This window comes from Acinetobacter sp. GQ146, assembly GCF_059758585.1.
In genome coordinates this window covers 1-24,684 of record NZ_JCAXDV010000002.1, presented here as the reverse complement: position 1 = coordinate 24,684, position 24,684 = coordinate 1, and the positions used below count along the sequence as shown (strand labels likewise).

General features: G+C 42.1%; 21 protein-coding genes and 1 riboswitch. Of the genes, 12 read left to right on the top strand and 9 right to left on the bottom strand.

The window, feature by feature from the left end; translation table 11 throughout:
* Window positions 1-331: 331 nt before the first annotated feature.
* Window positions 332-676 (bottom strand): hypothetical protein, encoded by a 345-nt coding sequence (locus tag AC6CHI_RS03355; RefSeq protein WP_458891577.1) that lies wholly within the window; start codon window positions 674-676, stop codon window positions 332-334.
* 262 nt (window positions 677-938) lie between these two features.
* Between AC6CHI_RS03355 and mnmG the strand changes: the two genes are divergently transcribed.
* From mnmG to uca, 6 genes are all read left to right on the top strand, one after another.
* Window positions 939-2,819, top strand: a complete 1,881-nt coding sequence (gene mnmG / locus AC6CHI_RS03350; protein ID WP_498119433.1) for a tRNA uridine-5-carboxymethylaminomethyl(34) synthesis enzyme MnmG — start codon at window positions 939-941, stop codon at window positions 2,817-2,819.
* A gap of 308 nt (window positions 2,820-3,127) precedes the next feature.
* Window positions 3,128-4,360 carry a 3-(3-hydroxy-phenyl)propionate transporter MhpT gene (gene mhpT / locus AC6CHI_RS03345; protein ID WP_498119432.1) on the top strand — a complete coding sequence of 411 codons (1,233 nt, stop codon included), beginning with the start codon at window positions 3,128-3,130 and terminating at the stop codon, window positions 4,358-4,360.
* A 232-nt stretch (window positions 4,361-4,592) separates the two neighbouring features.
* Window positions 4,593-5,657: a diguanylate cyclase gene (locus AC6CHI_RS03340; protein WP_458891580.1), complete on the top strand. Its 1,065-nt coding sequence runs from the start codon at window positions 4,593-4,595 to the stop codon at window positions 5,655-5,657.
* Between the two features lie 168 nt (window positions 5,658-5,825).
* A riboswitch (guanidine-I (ykkC/yxkD leader) is annotated at window positions 5,826-5,922 on the top strand.
* Between the two features lie 29 nt (window positions 5,923-5,951).
* Window positions 5,952-6,695, top strand: a complete 744-nt coding sequence (locus AC6CHI_RS03335; protein WP_498119431.1) for an urea amidolyase associated protein UAAP1 — start codon at window positions 5,952-5,954, stop codon at window positions 6,693-6,695.
* 18 nt (window positions 6,696-6,713) lie between these two features.
* Window positions 6,714-7,364, top strand: a complete 651-nt coding sequence (locus AC6CHI_RS03330; RefSeq protein ID WP_498119430.1) for an urea amidolyase associated protein UAAP2 — start codon at window positions 6,714-6,716, stop codon at window positions 7,362-7,364.
* Between the two features lie 5 nt (window positions 7,365-7,369).
* Window positions 7,370-10,975: an urea carboxylase gene (gene uca, locus AC6CHI_RS03325; RefSeq protein WP_498119429.1), complete on the top strand. Its 3,606-nt coding sequence runs from the start codon at window positions 7,370-7,372 to the stop codon at window positions 10,973-10,975.
* Window positions 10,976-11,022: 47 nt separating this feature from the next.
* Here uca and AC6CHI_RS03320 read toward each other — a convergent pair whose 3' ends face one another.
* Window positions 11,023-12,768 carry an NACHT domain-containing protein gene (locus AC6CHI_RS03320; protein WP_498119428.1) on the bottom strand — a complete coding sequence of 582 codons (1,746 nt, stop codon included), beginning with the start codon at window positions 12,766-12,768 and terminating at the stop codon, window positions 11,023-11,025.
* Between the two features lie 242 nt (window positions 12,769-13,010).
* Here AC6CHI_RS03320 and AC6CHI_RS03315 point away from each other — a divergent pair, with 242 nt between their 5' ends.
* Genes AC6CHI_RS03315 through AC6CHI_RS03305 form a run of 3 tightly spaced genes read left to right on the top strand, consistent with a single transcriptional unit; the run spans window position 13,011 to window position 14,624 of the window.
* Window positions 13,011-13,142: a hypothetical protein gene (locus AC6CHI_RS03315; protein ID WP_498119427.1), complete on the top strand. Its 132-nt coding sequence runs from the start codon at window positions 13,011-13,013 to the stop codon at window positions 13,140-13,142.
* Window positions 13,143-13,145: 3 nt separating this feature from the next.
* The gene (locus tag AC6CHI_RS03310; RefSeq protein ID WP_498119426.1) at window positions 13,146-13,583 is read left to right on the top strand and encodes a CopG family ribbon-helix-helix protein; all 438 of its coding nucleotides are present in this window, start codon (window positions 13,146-13,148) and stop codon (window positions 13,581-13,583) included.
* An 18-nt stretch (window positions 13,584-13,601) separates the two neighbouring features.
* The gene (locus AC6CHI_RS03305; protein ID WP_498119425.1) at window positions 13,602-14,624 is read left to right on the top strand and encodes an ABC transporter substrate-binding protein; all 1,023 of its coding nucleotides are present in this window, start codon (window positions 13,602-13,604) and stop codon (window positions 14,622-14,624) included.
* A 64-nt stretch (window positions 14,625-14,688) separates the two neighbouring features.
* Here the strand turns inward: AC6CHI_RS03305 and AC6CHI_RS03300 are convergent, their stop codons facing one another.
* From AC6CHI_RS03300 to chrA, 6 genes are all read right to left on the bottom strand, one after another.
* Window positions 14,689-15,021 carry a DMT family transporter gene (locus AC6CHI_RS03300; protein ID WP_458891587.1) on the bottom strand — a complete coding sequence of 111 codons (333 nt, stop codon included), beginning with the start codon at window positions 15,019-15,021 and terminating at the stop codon, window positions 14,689-14,691.
* A 12-nt stretch (window positions 15,022-15,033) separates the two neighbouring features.
* Window positions 15,034-15,924 (bottom strand): hypothetical protein, encoded by an 891-nt coding sequence (locus tag AC6CHI_RS03295; RefSeq protein WP_498119424.1) that lies wholly within the window; start codon window positions 15,922-15,924, stop codon window positions 15,034-15,036.
* A complete protein-coding gene (locus AC6CHI_RS03290; RefSeq protein WP_498119423.1) occupies window positions 15,921-16,925 on the bottom strand; it encodes an isopenicillin N synthase family dioxygenase in 1,005 nt (334 codons plus the stop codon). Before AC6CHI_RS03290 ends, AC6CHI_RS03295 begins: the two co-directional genes overlap by 4 nt.
* 75 nt (window positions 16,926-17,000) lie before the next feature.
* Complete coding sequence (locus AC6CHI_RS03285; protein ID WP_498119422.1) at window positions 17,001-17,885, bottom strand: ABC transporter ATP-binding protein; 885 nt, start codon at window positions 17,883-17,885, stop codon at window positions 17,001-17,003.
* A complete protein-coding gene (locus tag AC6CHI_RS03280) occupies window positions 17,885-18,829 on the bottom strand; it encodes an ABC transporter permease (protein ID WP_498119421.1) in 945 nt (314 codons plus the stop codon). Before AC6CHI_RS03280 ends, AC6CHI_RS03285 begins: the two co-directional genes overlap by 1 nt.
* Before the next feature lie 147 nt (window positions 18,830-18,976).
* A complete protein-coding gene (gene chrA, locus AC6CHI_RS03275; RefSeq protein WP_498119420.1) occupies window positions 18,977-20,329 on the bottom strand; it encodes a chromate efflux transporter in 1,353 nt (450 codons plus the stop codon).
* Window positions 20,330-20,686: 357 nt separating this feature from the next.
* Here chrA and AC6CHI_RS03270 point away from each other — a divergent pair, with 357 nt between their 5' ends.
* Both AC6CHI_RS03270 and AC6CHI_RS03265 read left to right on the top strand, forming a co-directional pair.
* Entirely contained in the window at window positions 20,687-21,565 is an 879-nt protein-coding gene (locus AC6CHI_RS03270) for a homocysteine S-methyltransferase family protein (RefSeq protein WP_498119419.1), read from the top strand.
* A gap of 9 nt (window positions 21,566-21,574) precedes the next feature.
* A complete protein-coding gene (locus tag AC6CHI_RS03265) occupies window positions 21,575-22,897 on the top strand; it encodes a basic amino acid/polyamine antiporter (RefSeq protein ID WP_498119418.1) in 1,323 nt (440 codons plus the stop codon).
* A 122-nt stretch (window positions 22,898-23,019) separates the two neighbouring features.
* Here the strand turns inward: AC6CHI_RS03265 and pcaU are convergent, their stop codons facing one another.
* Window positions 23,020-23,844, bottom strand: coding sequence for an IclR family transcriptional regulator PcaU (gene pcaU / locus AC6CHI_RS03260; protein ID WP_498119417.1), 825 nt, complete (start codon window positions 23,842-23,844; stop codon window positions 23,020-23,022).
* Between the two features lie 279 nt (window positions 23,845-24,123).
* On the opposite strand from pcaU, the gene AC6CHI_RS03255 reads away from it, so the two are divergent.
* A partial coding sequence (locus tag AC6CHI_RS03255; protein ID WP_498119416.1) for a 3-oxoacid CoA-transferase subunit A occupies window positions 24,124-24,684 on the top strand: 561 nt, incomplete at its 3' end.

Here is a 24,684-nt window from a genome sequence, read left to right as displayed (position 1 = left end):
GGAATTAAATAGCGGATCAATAAGCGACTAAAACAGAACAAGGCGGTGGCAAGCTTCGAACTCGCAAAGTAATCTGGTAAATGGTTTTTTCGATTTAAGGTATACAGAAATAAGCTGGATCAGAAAATGGCGGAAAGCCTGTGCTACGGCTTTTGAGATATGGGCCGTGTGTTGTAAAACGATGATGAATCAACAGGTTAATGCTCGCCAGCACAATCATCATTATTCGAATTAGGGTTTGGTTAAATTTTAAAAATAGACAATGAATAAAGTGGTCAAAACCGCAATGCTTTGACCACTTTGTGGAGGATAACTCTTTAGAACGTGGCGATTATTTAGGATATGGAGGGGTAAAGCCGAGCGCACATTTCCCTTTGACTTCCATACCATTGATCATGACAGATTTGGTCATCATATCGGTTTGACATGCAGTCATCAATTCGGATTCATTTCCTTTTACTGCTTTATTGGTACTGAAGAACTGCGGCTCGCAGGTTCCATTCCAAATAATGCCTCGATAAGCAAAACTAACAGGTGTTCCTTGAGATTTGCCTTTACACACCTGCATGTATTTTTGAACGTTATATATTGTTTCAACTTTATCATTTGCTTGAGTTGCTAATGGAGCTAGACAGAAACCACCTAAAACAGCAGAGAGAAGTAAATTCTTATTCATGATGCGTACCTTGTTCCTTTGTTTCTAATGTTGTTAATTAATAGGATAAAAAATAGACAAAATAAAACAGTTTAAATCAGGTAAACAGTGCAGAGAAATTGTGTGTAATTGCTTAATTATTGGACGATTCAATAGCTTTTATGTAGTGATATGCAACTGCCAATGTGAAGTGTTCTAAAATAAAATCGACTTGATTTGTCAACTTATTCGTCAATATTTGATATAATACTCTGTCATTCTTTTTATTTCTCTCTATACCACTATGCATTATCCTAAAGTTTACGATGTCATTGTTATCGGTGGCGGTCACGCAGGTACGGAAGCAGCCCTTGCTGCGGCGCGTATGGGTCGACAGACTTTACTCCTGACTCATAACATTGAGACTTTAGGGCAGATGAGCTGTAACCCTGCGATTGGTGGTATTGGTAAATCGCATTTGGTTCGTGAAATTGATGCATTGGGCGGTGCTATGGCGCTGGCTGCCGATAAAGGTGGTATTCAGTTCCGTATTTTAAACTCACGTAAAGGTGCAGCAGTCCGCGCGACGCGTGCACAGGCTGACCGCGTGCGTTATAAAGCTGCGATTCGTGAGACCCTAGAAAATCAAGCGAATTTGGATATTTTCCAACAAGCGGCAGATGACCTGATTGTGGATGGCGATACCGTGAAAGGTGTTGTGACGCAAATGGGGATTCGTTTTGATGCGAAAACGGTGGTATTGACTACAGGGACTTTCTTGGGCGGCGTGATTCACGTGGGTCTAGAAAAATCGAGTGGCGGTCGTGCTGGTGATCCACCTTCGATTGCACTTGCAGCGCGTTTACGTGAATTAAAGCTTCCAGTGGGTCGTTTAAAAACAGGTACACCACCACGTATTGATGCACGTTCTGTAGACTTCTCCGTCATGACACCTCAACCAGGGGATTTTCCATCTCCGGTGATGTCATTTATGGGTGATGCATCTATGCACCCAGAACAAGTCAACTGCTACATCACCCATACCAATGAAAAAACCCATGACATTATTCGTGGCGGCTTAGACCGTTCACCAATGTACACGGGTGTGATTGAAGGGGTTGGACCACGTTACTGCCCATCGATTGAAGATAAAATTCACCGTTTTTCGGATAAAGATTCGCATCAAGTCTTCTTAGAGCCAGAAGGTTTAGATACACACGAACTTTATCCAAATGGTATTTCGACCTCTTTACCATTTGACGTACAGTTTGAATTAGTACGTTCGATTCGTGGTATGGAAAATGCGCATATTTTACGTCCGGGTTATGCGATTGAATATGATTACTTTAACCCACAAGCCCTCAAATTTACTTTGGAAACCAAAGCGATTAACAACCTGTACTTTGCAGGTCAGATTAATGGTACAACGGGCTATGAAGAAGCAGGTGCACAAGGCTTACTTGCAGGCTTAAATGCTGCGCGTCGTGCATGGGATCAAGAACAATGGACGCCAAAACGTGACGAAGCGTATATTGGTGTATTGGTTGACGACTTAATTACTTTAGGCACTAAAGAACCGTACCGTATGTTTACCTCACGTGCGGAATACCGTTTGATGTTACGTGAAGATAATGCGGATCAGCGTTTAACGACAATTGGTCGTGAAATGGGCTTGGTGGATGATGAACGCTGGGCAGCTTACTGTGAAAAAATGGAAGCTGTTGAGAAAGAAACTGGTCGTTTGCAACATCTTTGGGCTGCACCCAACAATCCAATGGGTAAAAAGTTTGTGGAAATGACAGGTGCTGACTTGTCTAAAGAGTGTAGCGCCATCGACTTGCTCAAACGTCCAAATATTTCATTTGCGCAAATTGCAGAACTGACAGGTTCTGAAGTGTCACAACAAGTGGGTGACCAAATTGAAATTGCAGTGAAATATGAAGGCTATATTAACCGTCAGCATGAAGATGTTGCGCAAATGAAGCGTTTGGAAGAAACTAAAATTCCAGCAGATTTTGACTATGACGCGGTTTCAGGTTTATCACGTGAAATTACTTTAAAGCTGAAAGATGTACGCCCAGATACCTTAGCGCAAGCAGGTCGTATTCCGGGTGTGACACCTGCAGCAGTGCAGTTGGTGATGATTACGATTCGTAAGAATGCACAAACTAAAAAATCTGCTTAAGTCCATTTGATTTGAAAAAACCCGCTTTAGAGCGGGTTTTTTTTATGTAAATTTGGGGATCATCATTATTGGTGATGGCATGATAGAGAATAACTTTATTATTTATATCTATATGAAAATTAATAATTTTAATAAATTGTAATCGCTCAAAGCTATTGAGATATAAGCTTTTACATCTTAATTTTTAGAGTTTTGTAATAGAACACAAATTAAACCCGACCATTGTCGTGCTATTTCTAGTCAATGATCCCTTTCAAAATAGCCCCACAAGTTTTAGCCAACTTGCAAACTATTGATGGAGATCAATTATGGCTCAAACAAACATGGGAAAAATGCAAAAATTCCTCACCGTATTTTTGTGTTTCTGGGTGGCTTTTTTTGAAGGTTTTGACCTACAAGCGCCTGGTATTGCCGCAAAAGGAATCGCAGCAACCTTTGGTTTAGATCAAGTACAAATGGGCTATGTATTCAGCCTTGGTGTGTTTGGCATGCTGTTTGGTGCATTCTTTGGAGGGCGTATTGCAGATTATTGGGGGCAAAAGAAAGTCCTGATGCTGTCTATTGCCATTTTTGGCATATTTTTTAGTATTACAGCAATTGCACCGAATATCGAAGTTTTATATCTCGCTCGCTTTTTTACGGGCTTAGGTTTAGGTGCAGCCATGCCAACTATGATTTCAGTGGTGGGGGATGAGGCAACAGAAGCCAACCGCGGTAAATTAAACAGTTTGATGTATTGTGGATTACCCGTCGGTGCCATCTTTGTGGCGGGGCTGGCGATTTATTTTAAAGATATTGCGTGGCAAACCCTATTTCTGATTGGTGGAATCACTCCTTTGATTCTTATTCCGTTCATGGCAATCATTTTAAAAGACAAGCGAAAACTACCTGAGTTTTCAGAAACTTCGGAAACTGCTCCTGTACCTGCAATGACAGAAGTATTATTTCAGCAACAGAAATTCAAGCAAACTCTTCCGCTTTGGATCAGTTTCTTTTTTACCTTAATGGTGAATTATATTTTAATTAGCTGGTTGCCGAATTTACTGATGGAGCAAGGGCTAGAAAAACAACAAGCATTTTTAGTCATGCTGGTGTTTCAAGTGGGCGCAGTGATTGGCACTTTGGGTTTTGGTTATTTGCTAGACCGTCTTCAATTATGGCAAATGGCCATGATTATTTACTCAGGGTTATTGATTGCACTGTGTTTACTGTTTACCAGTAAAGTGGTTGCGGTATTAATTATGGCTGGGGTATTGGGCGGGATTTTCTCTACAGGAGGGCAATCAATCCTCTATGGAATTTCCCCAATCTTTTACTCAGGTTCGGGTAAAGTCACAGGCGTTGGTAGTGCCATTTCCTTAGGACGATTGGGCGCAATGACAGGACCTTTATTAACAGGCAAAATTTTAGCACTCGGCTTGGGTACAAGCGGTATTTTAATGGTCAGTGCCCCCGGGGTGATTGTCTCTGCCATAGCTGTGACGGCATTGTCTCGATTTAAAGCACGTAAAGAGCAAACCATCGTGGAATGCGCTGAATGAAGTAAAAACTAACGCCAAAGAGCACAGGGGGTGATCATACGCAACTGTGCTTTTTTTAGGGTTCATGATGCTAGTTTACATAAAATAAAGCCGAAGAAAGATGTCTGAGACCAAGCCTGAAATAATTTCGGGAAATGAGAATAAACCGTCTTTTTTTTAAATAAATGAGTAAATTACGGAATAAAATTTGCTACATTATATAAAAATACTCTCATTTAGCATTGGGTTAAATATGTCTTACATCGTTCCAGATGAAGAATTATTACAAACGCGAACGAAAAAATTCCTAAAACGTATTTTTATCATGCGGCAACTGGGGACATTTTTATGCTTTTTACCAATCTATTCAGTTTTATCTGACCTGAATTATCAGAGCGCTTATTTTATTGTTTTAATGGCAAATGCTTTTATTTGGCCAAGTTTGGCTTATTTCATTAGTAAAAAATCCAATGATCCTGTTAAGACCGAGCAAACCAGTTTAATTTTAGACACCATATTTGGTGGTGCTTGGATCGCGGTAATGGGTTTGAGTCCCATGCCTTCTTTTATTATTGTAGCTGTGTTTATTGCAGATCGTTATGCCGCTGGCGGCTGGAAACTGTTAGCACCGTCAATATTGGGTTTTACGGTGTCTTTGCTGGGTGTATGGGTGGCTGTGGGTATGCCATTCACCTTAACCTTTAGTCCGCATACGGTTTGGCTGACGATTCCGCTTGCAACTTTATATCTGATTGCTATAAGTGTCTTGTCTCGAAAATTATCCACCAATTTAAGTCAAAAAAACCGTCAATTTGAGCGGATTGCCCTGATGGACCCGCGCTTACATATTCCCAACCGCCGTTTGTTTGAACAGCGTCTGGCCAGTACCTTTTTACAAACTCAACGAGGCCATACGACAGCTTTTTTGATGTTGATTGATGTGGATCATTTTAAGGATATTAATGATACCTATGGTCATGAGATGGGCGATTATGTCTTGATTGAATTGTCGAATATTCTAAGAGAATCCATTCAAAGCAAAGATATTCCTGCCCGATTTGGGGGAGATGAACTGGCGGTGATCGTGATGGACAGCAGTTCACAAGAAATTCTGCAATTATCACACATCATTTTAAACAGAGTCAGAGATTTTCGCTTACCCAGTAATCCAAATTTTCGCATGAGTATTAGTATTGGGGTTTCTTCTGCCGCTGCGGCTGGTTCTACGACAGATTGGCTCAAGATGGCAGATCAGGCTTTGTACGAAGTCAAACGTCAGGGTCGTGATGGCGTTCAGTATATTTGTGAAATGAGCTAATCCCGAATATTTTCCAGATCTATTTTTTTCTATTTTTAAAATTGTTTTGTTTCTGGTGCATTAATGCGCCTTTATTTTTGGTTTGCCTCATCTTCGCTCAAAAATAGTATTACAGATGGATAAAATCGTAATACTAAATTGGCACAGCCTTTGCTTAATCATGACTAGAAAAAAGTGATCTAGGGTTCCGATACGCACGCGTATGTCCGAGACCGAGAGTTCACGGTTCGAAAGAACTACACGGAGGGATAAAAGCCCGGGAGGTCATGTGAATCCACCGAAGAGGTAACAGCAATGGGCTTACAGCAATATCATAATAACCAAACTCTCTGGACGGAGGTGTTGCCCGGCGGGCATCACTGGTCGGGACGCATTCAAAAAGGTGCAGTCCTTCGTTTTAAAGCACGTTCTGCACATGCCAATGTCTCGCTGTTCTGTGTCAATGCTGCCGATAAATTAGAACGCTTTAACATGCCGGACAGTTTAAAAGGTCAACATACGGCTTACTTAAGTGCAGGTCATGTACTGTATTCAGACCTTGGGCGTGTCATGGCTTCGATTGTCACTGATGAACATGGCTGGAATGATGTGCTTTGTGGTGCCAGTCGTGCCGAACAGATTGCAGCCCAGTATGGTCGTAAAAGCTTTCAAGATGTGCGGAATAGTATGTATCAAAGCGGGGTAGATGGTTTGTTGGTTGAAATGGCGAAGTGTTCATTAGGACAAACCGACTTAAGTGCCACCCTGAATTTATTTTCCAAAGTTGCGCCGAATGATGCTGGTGAACTCTCTTATGTGACCGCGGACAATACCGATCAGGTGATTGAATTGCGCTTTGAAATGGACTGTTTGTTGTTCTTGTCTGCTGCACCGCATGCTTTAGATCAGAATTCGACTTATCAACCTGCGGACATTCAGCTTTCTCTATTTAAAGCCAATCCTTTAGATGAGCATGATCTCTGTCGTGATTCATGTGCCCAAAACCAACGTGCGTTTCAAAACAATGCACGTTATTTCGCTTTATCTGATGTTTGCTAAGCACACGGGAGAACAGTCATGACAGTATTACAACATTTTGAAAAAACAGTATTAAGTGAAGTGTGTCCTGCGGGTGAGGCATGGATGTGCGAAGTGAAACAGGGACAATACTTCCGCATTGTTGATTTAGAAGGCAATCAGGCGGTGGATACCTTATTTATCAGTGCGGAAAATCTAGAAGAACGCTATAGCGCTACCGATACTTTGGCTATCAATCGTCAGATTTATTTGGAAAAGGGCACCACGTTATACAGTAACTTGGCACGTCCGATGGCCGTGATTCATGATGATAACTGTGGTCGACACGATACCTTGGGTGGTGCATGTTCATGTGAAAGCAACACCGTGCGTTATGCACATGACACTTATCCGATGCATAGCTGCCGCAATAATTTCATGTATGCCTTAGCCAAGCACCCTGTCGCGTTAAAACATGGGCTAAATGTGCGCCACATTGGTCCGAATATTAATTTCTTTATGAATGTACCCGTGACTGCGGAGGGTCATTTGAAATTTGAGGATGGCATTTCAGCCGCCGGAAAATATGTGGAAATTCAGGCCGAGATGGATTTGATTGTGCTGATTTCCAATTGCCCACAATTAAATAATCCATGCAATGCCTATAACCCGACGCCTATCCAACTGATTGTTCGTGAAGCTGCGGAGTAAGTACCATGTTTAAAAAAGTTTTAATTGCCAACCGTGGTGCCATTGCTTGCCGTGTGATCCGCACCCTGAAAAAATTGGGGATTCAATCGGTCGCGGTCTATTCTGAAGCCGACCGTGATTCTTTGCATGTGACCATGGCAGATGAAGCAGTTTGTATTGGCGCTGCACCCGCCAGTCAAAGCTATTTAAATATCGAAAAAATTCTGCAAGTGGCACAGCAAACGGGGGCAGAAGCGATCCATCCGGGTTATGGTTTTTTATCGGAAAATGCTGAATTTTGTGACTTATGTGAGACTGCGGGCATTGCCTTTATTGGTCCAACCTCTGCACAAATGCGCGATTTTGGTTTAAAGCATACGGCACGTGAATTGGCGATTCAGAACCAAGTCCCGCTTTTACCCGGAAGTGCTTTATTGGCAGATGAAGCCGAGGCATTGCTTGAAGCTGAACGCATTGGCTATCCTGTGATGCTAAAAAGCACCGCAGGTGGTGGGGGCATTGGCATGCGTTTGGTCTGGAACACCGCTGAACTAAAAGAGGCCTACCAAACGGTTTCCTATCTGGCACAAGCCAACTTTAAAGATGCAGGTTTATATTTAGAAAAATTTGTGCAGCATGCCCGTCATATTGAGGTGCAAATTTTTGGGGATGGGCAAGGTCAGGTCTTGGCCTTGGGTGAACGCGATTGTTCGGTACAGCGCCGTAACCAGAAAGTGATTGAAGAAACACCTGCACCGCATTTGTCCGATGAACAACGTGATTATCTGCAACAAGTCGCGATACAACTGATGCAATCGGTGCATTACCGTTCAGCAGGGACGGTTGAGTTTGTCATGGACACGGATACGCAAGACTTCTATTTCTTGGAAGTGAATACGCGTTTACAAGTAGAGCATGGCGTAACCGAACAAGTCTATGGGGTCGACTTGGTGGAATGGATGGTAACGTTGGCGAGTGGTGATTGGACTGCGCCAAAGGAAGCTCTACAGTCACATGGGCATTCCATTCAAGTGCGTTTATATGCAGAAGACCCGATTAAAAACTTCCAACCCAGTGCAGGGCTACTCACTGAAGTTACATTTGATCCAGATTGCCGGGTGGAAACTTGGGTGGAAACAGGTTCAAATGTTTCATCCTATTATGACCCGATGATTGCCAAAATAATTGTGACCGCAGCAGATCGCAATGCGGCGATACAAGCCATGATTCAGGGTTTAGACAATACCCAAGTTGCAGGGATTGAAACCAATCTTGAGTATTTACAAAATATTGTGGCGGGAGACGTATTTCAAGCAGGTACGCAGACTACGCGTTTCTTAAATAGTTTTGAGTGGAAAACTCAAAAGATTGAGGTGCTACAGGCCGGTATTCAAACCTCGATTCAGGATGTGACTGGACGATTGGGTTATTGGGATGTGGGTGTACCGCCCTCTGGTGCAATCGACCCATTGTCTTTAAATATTGCGAATCAATTATTAGGCAACGCAAAAAATACTGCGGGATTGGAATGCACCCTACAAGGTCCGAGTCTGAAATTTCATTGTGATAGCCAAATTGCGCTGACTGGCGGTGAAATGCCTGCAACCCTTGATGGGGTGGTTGTGCCGATGTGGCAAACCGTGCAGGTAAAAAAAGGGCAGGTACTGAAATGTGGCAAAATTACCACGGGTTGCCGTAGCTATATTGGGGTCAAAGGCGGATTTAAGGTCCCTGAATATTTAGGCTCACAGGCGACTTTTACCTTGGGTCAATTTGGGGGGCATGCAGGACGTAATTTATTGGTCGGGGATATGCTGCCCATTACGGCATGTAGTGACCAAGCTATAAATGCGTTAAGCCCAGAACAAATTCCTGCTTTTAATTCATACTGGGAAATTGCGGTGATGTATGGTCCGCATGGCGCACCTGACTTTTTTACCAATCAAGATATTGAAACTTTCTTTGAGCATGAATTTGAAATTCATTTTAACTCCAGCCGTACAGGTATTCGCCTGATTGGCCCTAAACCTGAATGGGCACGCGAAGATGGTGGTGAGGCAGGCTTACATCCATCCAATATTCACGATAATGCCTATGCCATTGGTGCGATCGACTTTACTGGCGATATGCCAATTATTTTAGGGCCTGATGGTCCAAGCCTAGGCGGTTTTGTGTGTCCTGCGGTGGTGATTCATTCTGAGCTTTGGAAATTGGGGCAGCTCAAAGCGGGCGATAAGGTCAAATTTATTCCTGTCAGTTACCATCAAGCCAAGCAGCTCAATCTGGATTATCAAAGCATGTTGGATGCAGCATCCCCTGAAAGCATTCACTATGAACAAGTGATTCAAGCTGAACCAATTACATTAAGCCATTTAATTTTAGATACCTTTAAAGGAGATTCTATACGTCCAGATGTGGTTTATCGTCCTGCGGGGAACCATTACTTGTTGGTAGAATACGGAGAATTGGTGCTGGATTTAAACCTACGCTTCCGTATTCATGCCTTAATGCAATGGATGAAAGCGCAAAACATCAAGGGCATTATTGATTTAACTCCAGGCATTCGCTCGCTGCAAATTCATTATGATTGTTTGGTGCTGGATCAAACCGACTTGCTGCGTTTGCTGGAAGTCGCAGAAGAACAACTCCCGAATATTGCTGAAATGCAGGTACCTTCACGTACTGTGTATTTGCCTTTGGCTTGGGAGGATTCGCAAACGCAATTGGCAACAGAACGCTATAGCCAAATTGTGCGTGCGGATGCACCGTGGTGTCCAGATAACATTGAATTTATTCGCCGTATTAATGGTTTAGATTCGAAACAAGCCGTAAAAGATGTAGTGTATAACGCCCGTTATTTGGTGATGGGACTGGGCGATGTGTATTTAGGCGCACCAGTGGCAACACCACTCGACCCACGGCAACGTTTAGTGACCACCAAATATAATCCTGCGCGGACATGGACCCCTGAAAATGCGGTTGGTATTGGCGGTGCATATATGTGCGTATACGGGATGGAAGGTCCGGGCGGTTATCAATTTGTTGGACGTACCACACAAATGTGGAGTCGCTACCGTAAAAATGCCAATTTTGAACAGGGTAAGCCGTGGTTACTGCGCTTCTTTGATCAGATTAAATTTTATGAAGTGTCTGAAGCCGAATTAATGCAGATGCGTGAAGATTTTAAAGCTGGTCGCTTAAATCTTCGTGTTGAAGAAGGCGTGTTGAACCTAAAAGAATATAATCAATTCTTACAGGACAATGCTGAAACTATTCAGGCTTTCAAGCAAACCCAACAAAGCAACTTTGAAGCAGAGCGCCGCCGTTGGCATGAAGCCGGCTTGGCGGAATATGTGTCAGAAAGTTTAGATGCGGTGGATGATGGTGAGGCGGTTGCCATTCCCGATGGTGGTTGTGCGGTGGAATCGCACATGCCCGGTTCAATTTGGAAAATTGAATGCCAAATGGGTGATGTAGTGGAAGAAGGGGCAACTTTGGCCGTAATTGAAGCGATGAAAATTGAGATACCAATTTTGGCACCTGAACGCATGAAAGTTGAAGCCATTACCATTGAAAAAGGGCAAACGGTGAAAACAGGACAGGTATTGTTTACATTGGCGCCAGTGGCTTGATTGAAAGATTTAAAAAAACCGCCGGCAGGCGGTTTTTTAAATAAAGTTTATAAATCTGCAAAATCCTCTTGATTAATTTCATTTTCCTTAGAGCTGATTTCTAATAGAATTTCTTGATAATCTGTAAATGCCCTTTGAAATAATTTTTTATATTCAATATCATTGTTTAATCTATTGTGGAAATTTATATTTTTACGATCCATTAGCATGGATTCATCTATTGTGACTATCTTGTAGCCGGATTCTCCTGATTTATATATTTCAGAAATATGTGAAAATATTGGATCTATGTATTCTAAGAATAAATAAGTATGATCTTTGATTTCAAAGAATAATTTAGAATTTAATGAAATGGATTCATTAACAATAAATAATTTAATAAAATCAATTGGTATATTTTGTTTGGTGTTGTAAATGATATTATTTTTGTTAAATTTTTCAATAAAAAACTCTAACTCTGGCTTTAGGTGGTAAAGGTTAAAGTAATAGTTATTTAAGTTCTTAAGAAATATTAAGATATTGTATTGTGATATTCTGGGTATTGTTTTTTTAGCATTTTCATTATTTAATTTGCTGAAAAATAAAGCAACATAGTATTCAAAAATACTCCGATGTATGAAAGTGAAATTCAAGCCATCACGTACAATCAGGCATAAATAACTACAGAAATCTTCTAAAATCTGAATACCTGAACATTTGTCGATCATCAATCTATTTAATGTATCTTCAAGAATCTTAACAATCTCGGGTCTCTCAAAAGAAGTTTTATCTTGCTTATAGCATTCAAAACAGAAACGCTCAAAAATTTTCTCTAATTTATCTTGTGGCAAATTTGAGATGCTTTTTCTACTATACCCACCTTTAGTACGATCATGAGTTGTTGCGACAACTTCAAAAATATTTTTATAAAAACTGGTAATATTTTCAGGAGGAGAGAAGTCTACATTAAACTTTTTAACATACAGGCCAATCATTAAAGGAGTAGTTAATAATTTTTGAATTTCAGGGTTACTATTTTCTATAGATTTAAGTAAAGTATTTCGTGCATCTTGATCTGTGACAAGAATATTAATTAAGTTTTTTTGGTCATCAGTGTTATATGGGTTGACATTAACTGTTTCAAAAAAATTTGAAAATTTTATTTCATGTTCGGGTCGACTACTTACAATAAGTTTTAAACTTTTAAAATTGTTAGCTAGACTTTCAATTGAGCTTAAGGTATCAGCTATATAGTCTTTACTTATTTCATCAAAAGCATCAAGAAATAAGGAAACTTTACCTGACTGTAATATGAATTTGATTTGTTCATCTGTAATGTTGTTTGTCCAAGAAAATATCTTTTCTTTAATTAAATTATTTAAACTTTTATCTTTTGATATGTTCTTTAATTCAATAAAAATAGGAATTCTTGAATTTTTAGCAGCCTCTTGAAGCGCCAAATATCGCATTAAAATGGATTTTCCTTGCCCTACAGTTGCTTCAATCAGAATGCTATGTTTAGTGTGAATTTCATCTAAAGAATGAATTTTGGTAATACCATCTTTAGTGGTAATCGTTGGCGAGTAAAAGAAACTACTAATTTCTACTGGATTTTTTGCACCTGTATAAAGGGTTTTAACTAAACCTATTTTTTCAATTGAGTCTACAAGCTGTTCATTATTGATTGAAAACTTTCTTAATTGATAATGTTTTAAAAACTCATCACGAAGAAAAGAATTAATGTTTTTAGCGATTTCATTAAAAGCTGGTCTAAGAGCAACTAAAGCGAGGGTTGTAATTAAAGGTTCAGGCATAGTTTTTTTCTAATAAAGTAAGTTTCATGAATAATATAACGAAAAATTTCATTTTTTAAATATTTAACTTTAATTGGTTTTCATTTAAAGCCCCATCACAGAGCAGGGTCAATTTTTCTGCACAAATATTAAGCTTTTTTAGCCATTATCTCCCTAAATATTCTTCATCAAACTGGCACGCTTTCTGCATTTATTCGAGTAATACAAAATTCGAATTTGGTAATACCAATAAGGAGCCAGAGATGCAAAAGCCGCATAACCCAGCCAAGAAAACATCACAGCTCTTTAAACAGTTTTTACTGGAATTGCTGAGCGTGAGGGCAGGTTTTTATATCAAACAAAATCCTCATCATCCTGAATCATTGCGGAAGTAAATCGTGGCTAAACCCAAACTTGCGCGAATTAGCGTGACTGTTCCTGAAAGCACCTTAAGTGCTTTAGATCAGAAAATTGTCGAGCAAGGTTATGAAAGTCGCTCGCAAGCCATTGTCGACATGATTCACAAGCACTTAATTGCAGTCGAGGAACAGCAAAATGCGGTCATGGTGGGAACTTTAACCTTGCTGTATGACGCCAGTTCCATGCCCTTACGAGTGCAGTTGATGGATTTACAACAGCAATATTTAGAACAAGTAATTAGCTCGCTGCATATCCAGCTAGATGAACAAAAGATTATGGAAGTCATGCTTTTGCAGGGCAAAAGTGCCGAATTGAAGCTCATCAGCCAGCAATTTATTGCCTTGAAAGGGGTTATTAACGGACATCTTGAACTGATGGATGCGGTGATGCCACCCATTCCACAAAATATTGAATAATCTAAGGGGAACCTGAAAATGATGAAAAAAGCCGTATTATCAATGTCAGTCGTTGCGGGTATTTTACTTTCGGGGTGTGATAATACCGCCAAAGTGCCTGAAGCTGAAAAGAAGACTGAAACAGCAGCAGCGACACAGCCCATGACCATTGGTTATAGTGACTGGCCGGGCTTTGTGGCTTGGCAAGTGGCGATTGAAAAAGGCTGGTTAAAAGAAGCAGGCTTAAATGTCGAATTTAAATGGTTTGATTATTCAGCGTCATTGTCGGCATTTGCAGCGAACCAACTCGATGCGGTTTTAGTGACCAATGGCGATAATTTGGTGACCGCTTCGGGTGGAACCAAAGGCATCATGATTATGGCAACCGATTATTCTGCGGGGAATGATGTGATTATTGCCAAAGAAGGCATCAACAGCATAGCAGACTTAAAAGGTAAATCGATTGCGACTGAAAAAGGTCTGGTCGATCACCTCTTACTTTCTACCGCTTTGAGCGATGCCAACATTCCACCCAACGATGTGAAGTTGGTCAATTCAATGACCAATGAATTACCACAGGTGTTCGCCAGTAAAGAGATAGATGCCATTGCCGTTTGGCAACCTGTGGCGAATCAGGCAATCAAATCGGTTGCGGGCTCTAAGATTATTTATACTTCTAAAGATAAACCAGGGCTGATTTATGACACTTTAACGGTAAACATGAGTCATTTAGCTGCCAATAAAGCGCAGTGGGCAAAGCTGATTCAGGTTTGGGATAAAACCGTAAAATATATTAATGACCCTGCAACCCATGCCGATGCGGTCAAAATTATGTCGAATCGTGTTGGGGTTGATCCGCAGCAGTATGAACAGTTTATTGGGGGAACGCATTTGTTAGATGTAGCTGCCAATAAAAAAGTATTTACCAAAGGTTCAGGCTTCGATTCGATTTATGGTTCAACCTACCACGTGAATGAATTTAATGTGAGCAATGGTATTTATAAAGCCAAATTGGATGTAGATGGTTTAATTTATCCAGAATTGGTGCAAGCCGCACAATAACTAGAAGCAGAATATTAAAATGCCCAGTCTTTTAATCTGGGCATTTTTTTTGTTTAGAAAAAAACTAGAGCTGAGTGCTTTGAGAAAAAATATTAATCACTAAAATGCCTGAAATCATGAGTGCCAAACCAATCAGCGCGGGGATATCCAGTTGCTGCTTAAAACCGAACCAGCCGACGAGAGAAATGAGGATAATCCCTGCGCCTGACCAGATGGCATAAGCAATTCCCATGGGGATGGTTTTGAGCGTTAAAGACAGGAAATACAAGGCAATCGCATAACCCAGTACAGTAATGCACGAGGGGAGTAACACACTAAAACCTTGTGATGCTTTTAGCGCTGAGGTGGCGATGACTTCTGCAATAATCGCAATGCTTAAATAGAAAAAAGCTATCAATGTTTCACCTGCTTAATATGTGGCTTGAGCATGATGTAACAGATGCTCTGCTTCTTGTGTGAGCCAAGTTTGGCTATCTAATGATGTAGCGGTTTGGGTTTGGAACTCAAAGTGCGGTTGATACATATCAACCTTGAAATATAAGGCGTAGTTTTCTCTTGCAATTTCTTTGATTTGCAGAAGGGTTTGGCAGTCTAAGACCTCAAAATCATCTAGTATAAAAGGCTGCTGTACGCGCTGGTTTTTTGTGCTGAATCGAACCCCTGTAGATAATGAACCCACTGAAACCTCAAATTGATTGATGTGTTCCAAATCAATCCCAGCCTGATTTGCCTGATCTAAATGGCTGAAGGATGCTAAAGCTTGCTGATTTTGTGGCAGACGCGATTGGGCATAAGCCACCCAATCGCCACAAATAATCAGTCCGGCATCGAGCTGAACGGGGGTATTCGACCCAAGATGGATCGCTTGGTCTAAACGCAGTCCCAAATACATGCCTTGACTGGCTTGCTGACGCCAATCTTCTACATAGGCATTACTGGGTGAAAACTCCAAAATGCAGTTGCTAATGCAGTGCAATTTGGCAGGTTCAGGCCATTGAATATGGTTTTGATAATTGGCATGCGCTTCTACCTTCCAAGACAGTAATTGCTGTTCGGAATCCCATAAGGTTTCCCCAATCCAGCCTTGACGTTGCAAAATTGGCGTATTCTTAGAATCTTTCAGGCGTAAATCAATGGTGAAGGATGCAGACTGGAACCAGTAAACAATGGTTTTTTCATCGGTTGATCCGTTAAAAAAACTAATGCTTTTGCGTCGAAAGGCTCCCAACACAGCCTGTGGCAGCGTGACACTGGTTAAATCTGTTGGGGCTAAATGGTCACAAAGTTCGAGCAGATTCATAAGAGCTCCTTGTGTTCATTTAGCCCAAAGGAATACAGTGGGCGGGCATTATTCAGCGCAATTTCCCCTGATGTAACTTTTTGTTTGAGGTAATTGAAGGTTTGCGCGGTTTGATTAAACAGGTGTTCACCGCCTATCAGTGGGGCATAACGTGGTTGTGCGGTGTCGATGACGGGTTGAATCAAATAGTCATAATCGCAAGAGAAGAATAAGGGAAAGGAGTAACGTTCTTGTTGAACTTTTTTGACTCGATGTTTAGTCGCCAAATAACGCCCATTAGACAAAATTTCCATCATGTCGCCAATGTTCATGACCAAGGTATTTTCGAGTAAGGGAATGTCAATCCATTCGCCTTGTTTATTCAGGACTTGTAATCCCGGAGCCGTCGGTAACAGCAAGGTAAAACATTCATAGTCGGTATGAGTGCCAATGCCTTCACGATCCTGTGCCGCAGGGTTAAAGGGATAGTGAATGAGTCGAAGCTGACTCGGTGCTTGGGCAATGTGTGCATCAAAAAAATGCTCGTCTAAACCTAATGCAAGGGCAAAGCAGCGAAACAGTTGATGTCCAATCTGTTTGAGATGCTGATAGTATTTGGCTACATGTAATTTAAAATCAGGAAAATCGGGCCATTGCGTCGGACCGAGTAGGGGACGTCGACCTTTGGGGAGTAAATAGTCATAGTTCACATCATAGGATTCTTTTAAGTCATAGCTCTGACTGACAAACTGTTCTTCCCCAATCGGCACATAGCCACTGTGGTTTTCAGACTGACCAATATAATGCCGCATTTTTTCGCTTTCATCCTGAGCAAAATATTGCTCGGCTATACGGCACAGATTTTGAAACAGTTCAGGGCGGAACTGATCGCCACACAGATATAAAAATCCCACATCTTTACAGGCTTGATCGAGGGCTTGTGCCACAGCAAGGCGATCTTCCAAATTGGGGCTATTGAGTTGTGAAATTTCTACCAGTGGTAATACATAATCCTGTTGCATGTTGATCACCAAGCGTTGGTCGTCCAACCTATAAGAAAACACTTTGGGTCGTCCCAAAGGCTATGCGGTGTCATTTTACTTTTGCGTACTAATTTGGGTCATACGTGGAATTTTTGGCAACTCTGCTAAAGCAGGGTCGAGTTCATCTTCTTGGGCATGAACCAAGGCATCCACGCGTTCTCTTAATTGTTTGAATTCAGGGCTTAACATCAGCTCTGCATTGCGTGGGCGGGGTAAATCCACTTCAATAATTTCTTTAATTTCCCCCGGATTGGCTTTCAGCGCGACAATACGGTCTGCCAGTAAAATGGCTTCATCCATATCATGCGTGACAAAAATAATAGTGATGTCGATGTTCTGCCATAAATCCATGAGGTGCTTTTGCATTTTTTGACGCGTATGTGGGTCGAGTGCACCAAAAGGTTCATCCATCAGTAAAATTTTAGGTTGATTCACCAAGGCTCGTGCAATGGCAACCCGCTGTTTCATGCCGCCTGAAAGTTGATGCGGATACTGATTTTCATATTTTTCTAAGCCGATAATATTGATCCACTCTCGCGCATGCGCTTCTGCCGAGGCATGGCTGGCACCTTTCATGAGCGGTCCAAACATCACATTTTCTTTGACGGTTTTCCAAGGGAACAAGGTGTAGCCCTGAAATACCATACCTCGTTCTGGGCTTGGGCCTGTAATGGGCTGACCATCCACCAGAAGTTCACCGCTGTGATAAGGATCGAGCCCAGCCACGACACGGCTCAAGGTTGATTTACCACAGCCTGAAGGCCCAATCACGCAGATAAATTCACGTTTATGAATTTTTAAATCCAGTTGATTTAAGATCGTACGCTGGGTTTTACCATGTTGAAACACTTGAGTGAGTTTCTTAGCTTCCAGAATGACAGGACGTTGATAAATCTGATCAAAATAGTGCTGTGCGTTATAGTTTTCTGTCGGATTCATTATTTTGCTCCTGCTTTCCATTTAAACAGGCGTTCGCCCAATTTCATTAAAATCACGTCACAGACCAAGCCAATCACCCCAATAATCAGAATGGCGGCATAAACGTTGTCAAAGTTTTGGTAGCGGGCTTGTTGGGTAATAAACCATGTAATCCCTGAGGTGGTGCCGATCAGTTCAGACACGATTAAATAAGTCCAAGCCCAACCGAGCAGTACTCTTAAATCACGATAAATATCTGGCAATGCCGCAGGGATGACCACATGAAACAAGCTTTTCATTTTGCTGGTGCCAAGCGTGTAGCCAGCTTCAATTAAGCCTCGATCGACCATGCGGGTGGTATTGGCAATAATCAAAATCTGTTGAAACAGTGTCCCAATCACAATAATGGCAATTTTCGGTGCATCATTAATGCCTAAAATAGCCACGGCCAAAGCGCCAAAAGCAGGTGCAGGCAAATAGCGGAAAAATTCAACAAAGGGTTCGGTTAAGGTGGAAATTTTTAAAGAGAAACCACACAGAATACCCAAAGGTATGCCAATCAGTGAAGACAAGAAAAAGGCACTAAACACCAGTTTAATACTGTGCCATAGACTTTGATGAAACCACGGAGCATCAGCCTGAACAGGAGGAGTAGTAAAAGCAGTCACTAAAGCAGTGGCGACTTGGTCAGGTGCTGGCAAATAAATTGGGTTGACCAGTTTGCCTTGCGGTGGCGCATCACCATGATTGACGGCATTTTGTGCTTCATTATAGAACAAGGCTTTATCGACTCGGCTATCGACCTGAAAATAAGACACACTGCCTGAATCGGTAATTTGCACTTGCGGATGCCACACAAAAGGTAAGTAGCTGACTGCACACCAAATTAAGAGTGGAATCAGAAACGAGCAAAAGCCCAGAATCAGCTTGTTTTTGTGGTTAAGTTCTGTTGCAACATAGCCCATATTGCTTGCCTACCTAGTATTACGAATTTTGAAAAACGTAATACGATTAAGCAAAATAGATGCCAACGCTTTAAATATCGCCTAACTTCTTCAAGTCTTGAAACTGTAAGCTTCACAGGTTCGCGCGGCTGATCAAAATTTATGGTCTTATATGAAATACGCGGGCAGACCGAGCAGAGCAGTCATGACAATGACGCGTATGATGCTTAATTTAAAATAGAACAGCAATGTTGCAGCAAGCCCAGTTAAAAGCAGGGCAACCCAATCAAACTGCGCACTAAAGCCTTGCGGCCATAACACATGATAGGCAAAAAATAATCCCAGATTGAGAATTACACCAACCACTGCGGCGGTAATTGCGGTTAAGGGAGCATGCAGTCGTATGTGTTGCTGGGTGGTTTCAATAAGCGGTGCACCAACCAAGATAAAAACAAAAGAAAATAGAAAGGTAAACCATGTGGCAATACATGCTCCGATGACCCCAGCCAAGAATAATTGCTCACCGCCTAAAAGTGCCTGCGTATATCCTCCCAAGAAACCGACATAGGCAACAATCATAATTAAGGGACCGGGGGTACTTTCTCCTAAAGCCAGACCATCTATCATTTGGCTGGCACTAAGCCAGCCATATTGGTGAACAGCCCCTTGAAAAACATAAGGCAACACGGCATATGCGCCACCAAAGGTCAGTAATGCCGCTTTGGTAAAGAACCAAGCCATTTGCGTATAGCTATGCTCCCAGCCTAAGCTCAGACTGAGGCCCAGCACGGGAACCATCCATAACAGTGCTGCACTGAAAAGAATGATGATGAACCGATGCCATTTAAACTGAGTATGTGCTGGAGCAGGATTGGAGTCATTGATTAGCGTTTGCATATCTTCATCAGATGAACTAGTCCCAGCCGTGTGGGCCGAGTCTAGGCATGTGGGAGCGTATTGACCCAGAAAATAGCCTAAGCATCCTGCGCTGAAAATAATCAAGGGGAAGGGCAGTTGAAACACAAAGAGTGCGACAAAGGCTAGAAGGGCAATCATCCACAGGGCTATACTTTTGAGGGTACGCTGCGCAATCCGATAGGTGGCATGAAAGACAATCGCTGTTACCGCTGGCTTAATACCATAAAACAGTCCTGCAACAAGCGGCACATCACCATATTGAAGATAGGCCCATGCAAGTAAAATGATGATGAATAAGGAGGGAAGAATAAATAATAATCCCGCGATGATTCCCCCTAGGCTACGATGCATGAGCCAGCCCATATACGTGGCTAATTGCTGTGCTTCAGGACCCGGGAGCAGCATGCAGTAGTTGAGCGCGTGTAAAAAACGCTTTTCTGAAATCCATTTTTGCTTTTGTACTAACTCTTCATGCATCAGTGCAATTTGACCTGCGGGACCACCAAAACTGATCCAGCCTAATTTTAGCCAGAACTTAAGTGCTTGCTTAAAAGGTACAGCGCTTTGTTCATTAGCGACTGGTGTATTGTGTGGTTGCTTCATGCAGGCTTAACCCTAAATCATGCGGTTATGGATTGGTCATCATGCCAAGCTTCACGTGCTGGCTGTATTGATAGGTGTCATTATGCTGAAGTAATCTTTCAAAGCGAAGAAATTCACATACAAAAAAGTGCGAGTGAAAAAATAGGGATCACTTATTTAGGGTGACGCATTTTGGGCTGATCAATGACTGATGGCAGACTTGAAAACGACTTTAAAATTGGCCTGATGAATCCATTACTTTATGAGTAAAATAAATTTTGATTAGCTGAAATAAAGATATTGTTTGGCGGATTCGAGCATTAAATCCTATTAGATATTCTCTATAATCAGCATCTTTGTTTAATAATACTTAACTTTATGAAAATTTTAGATGGTGGTTTTGGTCGTGAATTGGCTCGTCGTGGTGCGCCGTTTAGACAACCTGAATGGTCTGCATTGGCTTTAACCGAAGCACCAGACATTGTGAAGCAAGTGCATTTAGACTTTATTCAAGCGGGTGCAGAAGTCATTACGACCAATAATTATGCGGTGGTTCCTTTTCATATTGGGGAGCAGCGCTTTGCCAATGAAGTCATGAGCTTGGTGAAAGTTGCCGTGACGCAAGCCAAAAAAGCGGTTGCAGAGAGCGGAAAAGAAGTACGTATTGCTGGGTGTTTACCGCCATTATTTGGTTCTTACCGTGCCGATCTCTTTCAAGCAGCGGAAGCTAAAACCCTAGCCGAACCGATTATTGCTGCGCTTGCACCGGATGTGGATTTCTGGCTTGCCGAAACTCAATCTTGCCTTGAAGAAGTCGAAACTGTACATGCTTTATTGCCTCAGGATGGACGAGAGTTCTGGGTGTCATTTACCTTGCAGGATGAAATTCAGCTTGAGCAGCCTTTATTGCGTTCAGGCGAAAACCTTGAACAAGCGGCTGAATTAATTACTCGACTGAATGCCAATGCCGTACTGTTTAATTGTTGTCAGCCTGAAGTGGTCTTACAAGCCATTGGAGAAATTAAAAAGCTACTGCCTGAATCGGTGCAAATTGGGGCTTATGCCAATGCCTTTCCACCACAAAACAGTGAAGCCACAGCTAATGATGGTTTAGATGAAATCCGTGCTGACCTCAATCCTGCGTTGTATTTGAGTTTTGCCAAGCAATGGCAGGCTGCAGGGGCAACGCTGATTGGGGGCTGTTGTGGCATTGGTCCTGAACATATCGCAGAACTTTCTCAATTTTTTAAACAGTAATACTTTCTTATGTCTACAGCTAAAATTGGCTTACTCTCCTTAACCGCCTTGGTCTTTAGTTCAATGGTGGGTTCAGGGGTATTTAGTCTCCCGCAAAATATGGCTGCAGTGGCAAATGGTCAGGCATTGCTGATGGCTTGGCTCATCACTGGTGTGGGCATTTTGTTTCTGGCCTTTGCTTTGCTTTTTTTAACACGACAACGCCCAGACCTTGATGGTGGCATTTATAACTATGCCCGCGAAGGATTTGGAGAGTTGATTGGCTTCTGTTCTGCATGGGGATACTGGCTCTGTACCACTATTGGTATTGTTGGTTATGTGGTCATTGCATTTTCAGGGGTGGGTTTATTTACCGATAGCCCCGAACATGTCTATTTTGGCGAAGGCAATACCCTTTATGCTTTAATTGGTTCCTCCATCTTTGTCTGGATTGTGCATTGGCTGGTGAGTCAGGGCATTAAAGAAGCCGCTTTGGTGAATTTAATTGCCACCATTGCCAAAATTGTGCCTTTGGTAGTCTTTATTTCCTGTAGCTTTGTCGCGTTCAAACTGGACCTATTCAAGCTCAATCTTGTTGATTTTTCCTTACAAGTTCCTGTTTGGGAGCAAGTGCGTAATCTGATGCTGATTACCCTATGGGTGTTTACAGGGATTGAAGGAGCCGTAGTTTTATCCTCCCGTGCCAAGAACAGAAGTGACATTGGTCGTGCCACCGTATTGGGTGTGCTGCTGGCCTTAAGTTTCTATGTCATGGTCACAGTACTGGCTTATGGTGTGGCAGGGCGTGCAGAAATAGCCAATATGCATAATCCCTCTATGGCTACCATACTGGCACAACTGATTGGGCTACCCGGCACGATTATCATTACTCTCGGTTTGATTATTTCAGTGAGTTCTTCGTATTTAAGTTGGACCTTGTTTGCCACGGAAATTCCATTCTTAGCAGCTAAGAATAAAGCTTTTCCAGCTGTGTTTTTAAAAACCAACGCTAATGGTGTACCGATTGCATCGTTGTGGCTCACGTCAATTGTGGTACAAGGTTCTCTCATCGCCGTGTGTTTCTTTGATAAGAACTACACGCAATTGTTGCTGATTTCATCAGTGATGATTCTTTTGCCGTACTTTTTGGTTTCTGCCTTCTATTTAAAAGAATCGCTGAAACATAAGCGCGGTAAGCATATTGCGATTGCGGTGGTTGCTGTGATCTATGCAGCGTGGTTATTGTATGCAGCAGGTGTTTCATTACTTCTATTGTCTGGTTGCTTATACTTATTCGGCTTATTGATCTTTTTCTATAGCCGATATAGCCAAAAAGCCGTGGCATTTGAATGATCAACACCATATATGAGAGACCGCTATTTTGTAGCGGTCTCTCATTTTTAAAATGCATCAATGGCGGATCGAGGGTTCAACCTGCAAAATAAAAACCTTCATTTTTTATTCTTAATTTCTTTTTATAAAATATTACGTAACTCACGTGCCGTTTCTTGTAACAAGGGTAAAATATGCTGAATCAGATATTCCTTGGTGGTTCGGGTGGTAGGCGACACGATATTCAGTGCGGCAATCACTTTGGATTTTTGCTCATAAATCGGCACGGCCAGTGCATGTACCCCTAATTCATGTTCTTCACAGGAATAACACCAGTCTTGCTCTTTAATTTCATGGAGTAAGTTTAAAAAAGTTTCATTATCGGTATGCGTGTATTTGGTGAGTCGTTGTAATGGATATTTTTCTAGCCATTCGAGTTGTTCATTGGGTTCCAGATGGGCCAGTAAAATTTTCCCTGCCGAGGTTGCATGAGCAGGTAAGCGATTTCCTAAGTGTAGACCATAAGGGTTAACCCGATCGGTTTGTTGATGCGCAGCACTGCGGGCAATGGTAATCGCTTCATAACCGTCGAGCACCATGACCGAATAAATCAGTGATGTTTGGTTGGTGAGCAGGTTGAGCAAGGGCTGAGAAATTTTAGGAAGTTGTGCGCCGCCCAGGTAGGCACCTGAAAATTTGAGAATTTTGGGGGTGAGATAATAATAATGTCCATCCGACTCCAAATAGCCCAGATATTCCAGAGTGAGTAAGTGGCGCCGTGCAGCCGCGCGGGTCATCCCCGTTCGTTCGGCAGCCATAGAAATATTTAAGCGATGACGGTCTGCACCAAAGCAATCCAGAATGGCCATACCTTTACTAATACCCGCCACAAAATCTTCATGGCGAATGGTTTTTTTATTGTCCTTATTTTGGAGCAGTTTTTCAGGTTTCTGCAATTCCGGATCCATCTTGGTGATTTCCTTATCGCTGTTGTGCTTTTAATTTTTACTATAGCGTGAAATCTGACTGAAAAAATCAGGTTTTGTTCGATAGTAAGCAAAAATGTTCGATCATCGAACAAAACCAAGTGTAAGCATCTAGTTTAATCTGAATAAAAGATAAAAAATGAACACATAAGGAAATCGAACTAAAAGACTAGGGAATGTGGTTTTAGCAGTATTACTCTCCAGTATAAGTTAGTTTTCCGCGCCTTTTCAAATTTGCATGATGCACAATGGAGTTATCTAATGATAGATAAAAGTGCAGCGACCTTAACGGAAGCGCTCTCCCAGATACAAGACGGTTCAACCATCATGATCGGTGGTTTTGGCACAGCAGGCCAACCCGCTGAACTCATTGACGGGCTGATCAAGCTTGGACGTAAAGACCTGACCATTGTCAGCAACAACGCTGGCAATGGCGACTATGGCTTAGCCAAGTTATTGAAAGCCGGTGCCGTCAAAAAAGTCATCTGTTCATTCCCACGTCAGTCCGACTCTTGGGTCTTCGATGAACTCTATCGTGCAGGCAAAATCGAATTAGAACTGGTGCCTCAAGGCAATTTGGCCTGTCGTATTCAAGCCGCAGGCATGGGACTCGGCGCAGTCTTCACGCCAACTGGCTACGGCACCTTATTGGCCGAAGGCAAAGAAACCCGTCACATCGACGGTAAAGATTATGTCTTGGAATATCCAATCAAAGCCGACTTTGCTTTGATTAAAGCGCAGCAAGGCGACCGCTGGGGCAATCTGGTCTATCGTAAATCGGCACGTAACTTTGGCCCAATCATGGCCATGGCAGCAAACGTG

Coding starts and splice junctions, on each gene's coding strand:
- AC6CHI_RS03285 (WP_498119422.1), bottom strand. CDS start 17,885: ATGAATCCGACAGAAAACTATAACGCACAGCACTATTTTGATCAGATT.
- AC6CHI_RS03290 (WP_498119423.1), bottom strand. CDS start 16,925: ATGCAACAGGATTATGTATTACCACTGGTAGAAATTTCACAACTCAAT.
- AC6CHI_RS03320 (WP_498119428.1), bottom strand. CDS start 12,768: ATGCCTGAACCTTTAATTACAACCCTCGCTTTAGTTGCTCTTAGACCA.
- AC6CHI_RS03330 (WP_498119430.1), top strand. CDS start 6,714: ATGACAGTATTACAACATTTTGAAAAAACAGTATTAAGTGAAGTGTGT.
- AC6CHI_RS03295 (WP_498119424.1), bottom strand. CDS start 15,924: ATGAATCTGCTCGAACTTTGTGACCATTTAGCCCCAACAGATTTAACC.
- pcaU (WP_498119417.1), bottom strand. CDS start 23,844: ATGGATCCGGAATTGCAGAAACCTGAAAAACTGCTCCAAAATAAGGAC.
- AC6CHI_RS03305 (WP_498119425.1), top strand. CDS start 13,602: ATGATGAAAAAAGCCGTATTATCAATGTCAGTCGTTGCGGGTATTTTA.
- AC6CHI_RS03270 (WP_498119419.1), top strand. CDS start 20,687: ATGAAAATTTTAGATGGTGGTTTTGGTCGTGAATTGGCTCGTCGTGGT.
- chrA (WP_498119420.1), bottom strand. CDS start 20,329: ATGAAGCAACCACACAATACACCAGTCGCTAATGAACAAAGCGCTGTA.
- AC6CHI_RS03280 (WP_498119421.1), bottom strand. CDS start 18,829: ATGGGCTATGTTGCAACAGAACTTAACCACAAAAACAAGCTGATTCTG.
- AC6CHI_RS03340 (WP_458891580.1), top strand. CDS start 4,593: ATGTCTTACATCGTTCCAGATGAAGAATTATTACAAACGCGAACGAAA.
- mnmG (WP_498119433.1), top strand. CDS start 939: ATGCATTATCCTAAAGTTTACGATGTCATTGTTATCGGTGGCGGTCAC.
- AC6CHI_RS03355 (WP_458891577.1), bottom strand. CDS start 676: ATGAATAAGAATTTACTTCTCTCTGCTGTTTTAGGTGGTTTCTGTCTA.
- AC6CHI_RS03265 (WP_498119418.1), top strand. CDS start 21,575: ATGTCTACAGCTAAAATTGGCTTACTCTCCTTAACCGCCTTGGTCTTT.
- mhpT (WP_498119432.1), top strand. CDS start 3,128: ATGGCTCAAACAAACATGGGAAAAATGCAAAAATTCCTCACCGTATTT.
- AC6CHI_RS03335 (WP_498119431.1), top strand. CDS start 5,952: ATGGGCTTACAGCAATATCATAATAACCAAACTCTCTGGACGGAGGTG.
- uca (WP_498119429.1), top strand. CDS start 7,370: ATGTTTAAAAAAGTTTTAATTGCCAACCGTGGTGCCATTGCTTGCCGT.
- AC6CHI_RS03315 (WP_498119427.1), top strand. CDS start 13,011: ATGCAAAAGCCGCATAACCCAGCCAAGAAAACATCACAGCTCTTTAAA.